We start from the raw sequence: 7,916 nt of genomic DNA, 5'->3' as shown, positions 1-7,916 counted from the left end.
GTACTCCGGCCTGACCCCGCATATGCTCAGGCACACGCAGGCGACGTTGCTGATCGGAGAGAACGTCGACATCAAAACCGTCAGCAGCCGCCTCGGGCACAGCACCGTCAAGCTCACGCTAGACACCTATGCACACGCAATTGCCGCCAAGGACCAGGCAGCCGCCAACACGATCGGCAACTTGCTTTCAAATTAAATCAGCTCTTCGCTTTCGATGCGCTTCGCCTCGCGTTCGCCCTCTTCCTACTGTTCCTGGCGTTCTTCGCTCTCGTGCATTCCTCTGAACAGCATCGCGATTTGCCGTTTGCGGTGTCGGCGAACGGCCGGCCGCAGTGCTCGCATATTTTGACGACATCAACCGAATAACTCTTTGCAAGCGCGACCCAAAGGCGCGTAGCAGCATCGGGAACGCAAAGGTCGAAAGAAGAGCCGCGGCCATAATCGATGACGCCATTAGCCATCTGCGTCGGAGTCTGCCGCTTGGGCTCGAGGATTCTCCTCCACCCATAACCCGCGCAGCGCGAGAACCACTCCGTCATATCCTGCACCAGATGCGAGGCAAGGGATTCCTCGGTCTTGAGAACGCGCTCGGAAGACTCGTCGAGCCCCCTGAGAGTATCACCAGGCACCCTTGCAACAAAAGACGGACCTGGAAAGTCAGCTTCTCCAACTGTCTCCATAAAGGACAATGTATCGTTCTTGCACCACCTGACAAACGAACGCTCGACCATGGCAGTCCCGGGCTCAATCCTTTCATTGATCACCGCCCACTTGCCACCGCGCTCAAGCCCGCCCACGAAGCTATCCCTAAACTCATGATCGCTAGGGATTTGCAGGTTGGTGAGAACCACGTACGCGGTTTTATTTGCCTCAACGTTGCCGAAGCAATACACGCGCCAATAGGGATCCAAAACCCCCAGCGAAGACGGCGAACCCATCTCGACCGATGAAGCCAGGGAAGAGATCTTCATTGCCCCGGCGACCGAAAGCCAGGCGTCAAGCGGTTCGTCGATTTCATAGGGGCCGACTCTCCCCACAAAGCCAAACAAAGGACCGGTTACGCGCGCCGCGGCAGCGAACCTCTCCCGAGGGTCGACGCCGGAGGCCTTGTCACCGGGATGCGGCGCGTCGTCGACGCGACAAGCCGGTGCCGGCACTTCTGACAGGGCGAGCAGCATCGCATCAACGCTTCCGTAATCTTCCAATTTACAAGACGGCAGAACGCCTTCCAGAAGACCGTCAAGGGCCACGGAGCGAATCAGGCCGAAAGCAAGGTCCTTGTCCGCCCCCGGTGCGTCTGTTTCAACGCTTGACGGCCTGTTCGGCATACCGATTGATTCTTCGCGATAAGTGAAGTTCATGTGGTCGCCTGCACTCTCGCCCGCTACGTCCGGAACGAGACGACCGTTCTCGTGAAATTCAAGCCCGTCCTTCGTCTTATAGCCGACCTGAACCTGACCGGTCGCGGGATCAAGCGGCATGATCGGCCAATATCGACGTTCATCTTCAGGCGGCAAAGACGGCTCCCCCTCCTCCACAACATCGATAACCTTTGAGTCCGATTCACCGCCCTTGGCATCGGTCAACAGCAATTCAATCTTATTTATCAATTTATCGATAAGCATCATCGCAGGTAAACCCCCGTAATAGGTGATGTAATACCTCGATTTATGCCCGCCGACGGCATTGTGTAGTCACGGAGCAGCTCCCGCCCCGTAACACATACACCGAAGGAGGCATACACATGGACGACAACGACACGCCTGGCATCCAGACGGGCCCGCTTCTCACTCGCGACGAGGTCGCTGACAAGCTTCACCTCACCGCCGACACCGCCGGCCAGCTGATTGCCCGCACCGGCAAGGGCATCTACCTCTGTCGCCGCACGTACATCTATGAGCGCGATCTCGACGTCTACCTCAGCGCTCTGCGCGGCAAAGGCGGCGAATAGGATGATTGACTACGACGGCCTGCCCGCCTCGAAGGAGTACTACGGCGCCATCGGCACCGTCATCACGCCCGAGGCGTGGCGGGCGTTGCGCGGGCCCGGCAACCGCGCTCATCGCGTTCCCGAGCACACTCCCAGGCTCATCGCCGAGCGCGCCTCGGCCATCTTCGCGGCAAAGACCGGAAACGCTAAAGAGAAGGAGGCTGCTCGCCTCTCTATCGGCGCATGGATCTGGTACGCGCACGACGATGCCGACGAAGCGGCAGCGGTGGCTACGGCGGCCGCCATGGCCTCCCACGAGCGCGCTGTATTCATCTCGGCATGTGAGCTTGCAACGGCATGGAACGGCGGCGAACTTTACGGCCCCAACTCGAAGGCCCACACCGTCGATCGCTATCGCGATCTGCCCGTGCTCGTCATCGCGGATCTTGGCGCGAGCGGTATGCGCGAGGAGGCACTCGCGCTGATCGAGTTGCTCGGAGATCGTCGGCGCCACAAGCGCTCGACATTGTTCGCGTCGACCTTTACCGGCAAGAGCATCGCCAGGGCGCTGGAGGCGGCCGGATCGAACTCCGATCAGGTGCGCAAGCTCATCGAACTGATTAGCGCCGGAGTGCGCGAGGGGAGGAGGTCGTGACCGGCGCGAGGGCGAGGGCTCCGCCTTTCAGCGGCATTCGCCATTGGCAACTTTTCTATACATCCCAACATCTAGGAGGTACTTATGCGGCATCAGACTGTCGTAGTCCAGACGGACAGCGATCCGGCCCTCGTCTTCGACATCGCTAAGAAGCGCTATGTCTACCATGGCGGCCAGGACACCCCCGTCCTCAACCTCGAGCACACCGAAAACGCCCAGAGCGCCTGGATCCTGCAGTTCAAGCACGCGATTGCGAACGTTCCCCGCACCCTCATGGCGTTTAGCCCCACCGACGAGGCCCCCGACGCGGTGGATTGTCTCGCTGCCATCGACGAGTGCTATGGCATCCCCGACCACGAGCTCGTCAAGATCGCAGCTCGCGCCTATGTCGTCAACGGCACTGGCGCGACGCACGACGCGTTCGTCAAACGCTTCGCAGCTCGACTCGAGAATATTACTCAGGAACTCGGTGTCTTCGGCGCAGTCCCCATTGAACTCGCCGATCGCGCCCCTTGGCCTATCTTCACCGTCGAAGACATCGACGACTAGCCCATCGTACGCCGCCGCCCGAGCGGGCGGCGGCCATCTCACATCGAAAGGAAAACCATGCCCAAGAAAAGTGTCGATAAGAACCACAAGCCCCTCACCCTCAACGGCCACTCCTTCCGCATCCCCTCGGACGCCGAATGCCTGCTCGACGGCTGGAGCACCTTCGGCGTCCAGCCCATCGTTATCGAGCCCGCAGAGAAGATCGAGGGCATCCCCGGCGCCTTCGTCATCGCGTCCCACTCCTCCGTCCCCAATATCCCTTACGTCGCGCCCGCCATCGTCGCGGAAATCGCCAGGCGCTGGTCCGGCATCGACCCCCGCGAGCTCGCCAGGGTCATCGTCGGGGTCGCCCGCAGCGAAGATCGCTCTTACACCCCGGACAGCGTCCTCCGCGGTATCGACTGCATCCTGGACCTCGATACGTTGGGAGTCGTGAACAAGCTTGTCGCCTATCCTCCCCTCCCGGCAGACCAGGCGCCCGAGGGCTATCCCAACGTCCTTCTCGAAGACGAGTAGGCCTCAAGCGGGGCGGATCGACAACGGTCGGTCCGCCCCTGCTTTCGGGCCGACGATCACCGCGCATCGAAGAGAGGATCGAATGACAGCAGCAACAAAGAACGTCAGCGTGAAGCTCGAATCAAAGCTCTACACCGCCCTCAAGACGCGGGCAGAGCTCAACGGTTCCAACGTCAGCGACGAGATCCGCTCGCTCCTGCGCTCGGCGCTCGCCACGGAGGGGCTCGACCTCTACGGCAACGAGGTCGCAGATTTCATCCGCGGCGTCGTCGACGCGCGGATGGACGTCGCCGCACTCGACATCGAGCGCAAGCTCGACGCCGCCGAGGACCGCATCGCCGCGGTCCTCTCGCGGCCCATGACCGCCGCCATCATGGCCGGCCTCATGTCGGCCGACGTCCTCAAGGCCTCCTACGCCTCGCTCGACGAGGTCCCCGTCGCGGACATCTGGAAGAACTACCTCGCGCAGGCCGGCGAGCTCAGCCGCGCCGGGCTCGGCCGAATCGACGAGGTGAAGCTCCACGCGCGCGAGCGCGCCGATGGCTAGCCCGCCCGTCATCGTCAACCACTCCGTCGTCCGCGCGGGGGCGTCAGCGAGGGCGTCCGCCGCGGGCCTGGCGGCATACGCCGGCACCCGCCGCGGCGTCGTCATCGAGATCAGCGAGGCGGACGGCAGGAGGCTCGGCGTGGACGGCCTGGCCGCCTACGCCGCGAACAGGACCGGCTCGACCGGCGGCCTCTGGGGCGCGGACGGCCCGGTCCCCGTGGCGGAGGCCAGGCGCGCCATCGCCCAAAACGGCGGCGCAGTGCTCACCACCGTCGTCACGGTCCCGAACGACATCGCCCCAGGCGCCGGCCTCGATCGCCTGGACGCCTGGCAGGCGCTGGTGCGGTCCGAGTGGCCGAGGCTCTTCTCCGAGATGACCGGCGTGCCCGAGAGCCGCGTGGAGTTCTACGCGGCGATGCACATCAACGGCACGAGCCACCACGTCCACATCCTCACGATCGACCGCGAGGGCGACTGGGACTCCCTGCTGCCAAAGGGGAAGATGGAGGCGGCCAGACTCGAGATCTCCTCGAAGGCCATGGCACCGCTGCTGCGGGAAGCGTACATCGAGCGCGACCTCGCGAGGAAGGCGGCCCTGGAAGCAGTTGCGCGAATCGACCGCGGAAAGCTCGACATCGGCCTGCCGCCGAACGGAAGGATCGAGGCCGCCCACCTCAGGCGTTTCCACCCGGAGGCCTCCGCCGCGTTGAGGGAGGCCCTCGGCCGGGCGGCGTCCGACTCCCCCGCACTCGCCGGCGCACTGGAGCGCCACAGGAAAGCGGTCGAGAGGTGCGCCGGCCTCAAGTGCCTGACCGGTGAGGCGCGGGATGTCTACGTCCGCAAGGCAGCCGCCGACCTCGGCCTCCGGTGCGAGAACGCGGCGCTGCGGGTCATAGTCCCAGACAGAACGCCGGCTCGCGAGGAGGTGCCGACACGACGCGCCGCGCCCCAAACCGGCCCCGCGACGGAGAGGCGGCGGGAAGCCGGACTCACCACCGAGGCCCGGGCCTGCATCCCGAAGACGCGCCTCGAAAAGCTCGCGCGAAAGGCCGCGCGCGGCCGGACCCTCGAGCCGGCAGACCTCAGGGGGTGTCCCACGGCAGACCGGGCCTTCAGGCATGCGCCGTCGCCCGGTCCGGCCCTCGGGCGCGCCGCCGCGATGGCGACCCTGGTCGCCAGGGAAGCCACACGGGACGCCAGAGGACGCGACATGGGGGACGAGGCCGGCGAGAGGGCGCTGCGGCTCATCGCCGCGACCCTGAGGATCCTCGCCTCCGGCGGCACCGGGCCGTCGAGCGTCCCCGCGCTGAAGATAGCGAACAGGATAGAGAGGACGATCACGAGATGAAACCGAAATCCTTCAACCGCGACATGAAAAGGGAGCTCGCCGGCACGCTCGCGGCCCACGGCGTCGCCGCCGTCATAGCCTGCGCCGCGGCCGCCGGTGCCTGGGACTACGCCAGGTGGTGGACTCTATCCCTCATCTCGGGCCTCTCCGTCCTGCTGCGGCTGCCCACGGCCGACCCGGGTCCCGAGCCCACCTACGTCTTCCGCGGCCCCCTCGAGGCGGCCGCCGACGCGGCGGCGTCGGGCCAGGCGGGCGAGCTGCTCGCGGCGCTCGCCCTCGTCGCGGCCTCCGTCCTCGCGCTCGGATTCGTTTCTTGGGGCCGTTCATGGGCGAGGCTCCACGACGGGACGTTCGCCGGCGACCGCGCGCCCACGCGCACGCACGGGGACGCCTGGCTCGAGTCGAGGCCCTCCAGGGTCGCGAGGCGCTGCCCTCCTTGGGACGGGAAGGCCGCCGCGGAGGGGCTCGTGGCGGCCGGCTGCATCGGCGGCGGGATCGCGATGGTCCCCGCCGTCCACTGCCTCATAAGGGCGGGCAGTGGAGCCGGCAAAAGCAGACGCGCGCTGGCGCCATCAATTGCGGCGGCGATCGACCGCAACGCCCACGGGATCCCGACGTCCGTCATCGTCCACGACCCGAAGTCCGAGATCCGCGCATGGACCGAGCCGCTCGCCAGGAGGACCGGGATGGAGGTCGTCGCCATCCGGCTCGACGAGCCCGTCAAGTCGGCGAGGTTCAACCCCCTCGACCGCGCCATCGCGGCACTCGGGACCGAGGGCACCGCCGGCGCCGTGGCCGAGCTCCGCGAGCTGTCGTCCGCCATCGTGCCCGACGCCTTCTCCTCAGGCCAGAGGTTCTTCACGGACGCCAGCCGCAACCTGCTGACCGGCCTCTGCCTGCTCGCGATTACGGACGATCGAATCCCCGACGGCGCGCGGAACCTCTCGACCGTGCTCGCGCTCCTGGAGCCCCGTGACGGGAAGAGCACCGTGAAGTCGCTGGAGGAGCTCGCCGCGGACCTGCCGGCGGGAAACCCGGCGCGCCAGTTCCTCCTCGTCGCCTCGTCGAACGGTGGCGGAGGGGAGGCCCTCGTCTCCACCGCGCGCAACTACCTCATGTCCTTCTGCGACGACGACGTCAGCCGCATGCTCTGGGGCGGCGAGGTCGACCTCGCATCGGTCGGGCGCAAGCCGACCATCCTCTACATCGCCAGCGCGACGGACCGCGGCGACCGCGGCGCGCTCGTCTCGTGCATCTTCTCGCAGGCGCTGTCGGCGCTGCGCGAGACCGCGCGCCTGTCCGGCGGCAGGCTGCCGGCGGAAACCCTGCTCGCCATCGACGAGGGGTCCGGGATCCCCAAGATCCCCCGCCTCCTCGGCGACCTCGCCGAGGTCCGGAGCATCGGACTGCACGTCGTCTTCGTGCTCCAGAACACCCATCTGCTCGAGGCGCGGTGCGGCTACTCCAGGGCCGAGTCGGACGCGCTGCTGGCGCTGCTCGGCACCCAGGTCGTCCTCTCGGTTGAGTCCGTCGGCGAGGCGGAGGAGATCAGCAAGCGCCTCGGCGACTACAGCGTGAGGACGACCGGGGAGAGCTCCACCAAGGGGACGCAGAGCTCCTCGTCCGGCAAGTCGTTCTCCGTGGCGCGCCGCCCGCTGATCACCCCGTCGGAGCTCATGGCCTGGAGCGCGCGCGAGAATGGCGCGCTCGTGATCGACGCGGGGGGACCGATGGCGCTCGCCAGCCGCGACATCACCGAGACGTTCCTGGGGCCGCTGCTGGGCCTGACGTCGCCGGAGGCCGAGGGCGCGCTGCTCGCGCGGGCGCTCGAGGGGGAGACCCGCAACACCTCCCCGGCACCGGTATGGCGCATCCCGGAGAAGCCGAAAAAGCCCAAGGGGTCGCCGCCCGGCGGCAGGAAGCGCAAGGTGTCCGCCGCGCCCGACGGGTTCTGATGCGTCATACGGCCCTGCCTGCAAAAACTGCCCGCCGTCATACGGCACGCGAGGCGCGTATGACGGCGGGCCGTGACCGCCTTCCGGGTTAACCGGCCACGCTACCAGCGGCAACGAACTCGGCACGCCGAGTTGCGCCGTAAAATCCCGGGCGCCCGTAGTGCGCCCTTATCCTGCTCATGATGGCGCACCTCGACCCAAAGGCCCTCCAACACATCGTCGAACCCGAAATCGAGCTCCGCCTGGACGCTCTCGCCGAACGCATCGCCCCGGGCGAGCTCCGGCACCTTCGTCACACGGCCGTCCAGCCACTCAATCTCTGTCATCGCGCGCATGGTGCAAGCCCCTTCCGACACGGGATTGTCAGCTCAACCCGACCCTTACCCATACGGACGAACATAACTCGCCAGGGGAAG

10 protein-coding genes are annotated in these 7,916 nt (G+C 66.2%); 8 read left to right on the top strand and 2 right to left on the bottom strand.

Going from position 1 to position 7,916, the window contains the following annotated elements; all coding sequences use genetic code 11:
- On the top strand, nt 1-196 hold a 196-nt coding region (locus AB5Z25_RS10350), incomplete at its 5' end, for a tyrosine-type recombinase/integrase (RefSeq protein WP_368135519.1).
- Between the two features lies 1 nt (nt 197).
- Here AB5Z25_RS10350 and AB5Z25_RS10345 read toward each other — a convergent pair.
- Nucleotides 198-1,628 carry a DUF2256 domain-containing protein gene (locus AB5Z25_RS10345; protein ID WP_138113706.1) on the bottom strand — a complete coding sequence of 477 codons (1,431 nt, stop codon included), beginning with the start codon at nt 1,626-1,628 and terminating at the stop codon, nt 198-200.
- 116 nt (nt 1,629-1,744) lie between these two features.
- On the opposite strand from AB5Z25_RS10345, the gene AB5Z25_RS10340 reads away from it, so the two are divergent.
- The 7 genes from AB5Z25_RS10340 (at nt 1,745) to AB5Z25_RS10310 (ending at nt 7,500) form a co-directional block, all read left to right on the top strand.
- Complete coding sequence (locus AB5Z25_RS10340; protein WP_138113704.1) at nt 1,745-1,951, top strand: hypothetical protein; 207 nt, start codon at nt 1,745-1,747, stop codon at nt 1,949-1,951.
- 1 nt (nt 1,952) lies between these two features.
- Nucleotides 1,953-2,585, top strand: a complete 633-nt coding sequence (locus AB5Z25_RS10335; RefSeq protein ID WP_227790517.1) for a hypothetical protein — start codon at nt 1,953-1,955, stop codon at nt 2,583-2,585.
- A gap of 84 nt (nt 2,586-2,669) precedes the next feature.
- Nucleotides 2,670-3,134, top strand: a complete 465-nt coding sequence (locus tag AB5Z25_RS10330) for a hypothetical protein (RefSeq protein ID WP_368135517.1) — start codon at nt 2,670-2,672, stop codon at nt 3,132-3,134.
- Nucleotides 3,135-3,191: 57 nt separating this feature from the next.
- Complete coding sequence (locus AB5Z25_RS10325; RefSeq protein ID WP_368135515.1) at nt 3,192-3,650, top strand: hypothetical protein; 459 nt, start codon at nt 3,192-3,194, stop codon at nt 3,648-3,650.
- An 82-nt stretch (nt 3,651-3,732) separates the two neighbouring features.
- The gene (locus tag AB5Z25_RS10320; RefSeq protein ID WP_368135513.1) at nt 3,733-4,197 is read left to right on the top strand and encodes a hypothetical protein; all 465 of its coding nucleotides are present in this window, start codon (nt 3,733-3,735) and stop codon (nt 4,195-4,197) included.
- Complete coding sequence (locus tag AB5Z25_RS10315) at nt 4,190-5,545, top strand: hypothetical protein (protein ID WP_349074684.1); 1,356 nt, start codon at nt 4,190-4,192, stop codon at nt 5,543-5,545. Before AB5Z25_RS10320 ends, AB5Z25_RS10315 begins: the two co-directional genes overlap by 8 nt.
- Entirely contained in the window at nt 5,542-7,500 is a 1,959-nt protein-coding gene (locus AB5Z25_RS10310) for a type IV secretory system conjugative DNA transfer family protein (protein ID WP_368135512.1), read from the top strand. The genes AB5Z25_RS10315 and AB5Z25_RS10310 overlap by 4 nt, the downstream gene beginning before the upstream one ends.
- Nucleotides 7,501-7,601: 101 nt before the next feature.
- Here the strand turns inward: AB5Z25_RS10310 and AB5Z25_RS10305 are convergent, their stop codons facing one another.
- On the bottom strand, nt 7,602-7,835 hold the full coding sequence (locus tag AB5Z25_RS10305; protein ID WP_349074679.1) for a hypothetical protein: 234 nt from the start codon (nt 7,833-7,835) through the stop codon (nt 7,602-7,604).
- Between the last annotated feature and the right edge of the window lie 81 nt (nt 7,836-7,916).

The sequence above is a fragment of the Collinsella aerofaciens genome (assembly GCF_040910325.1).
In the GTDB taxonomy this organism is placed as follows: Bacteria; Actinomycetota; Coriobacteriia; order Coriobacteriales; family Coriobacteriaceae; genus Collinsella; species Collinsella aerofaciens_BL.
The sequence above is the reverse complement of the archived record's forward strand: the minus strand, read 5'-3'. Positions and strand labels throughout refer to the sequence as shown.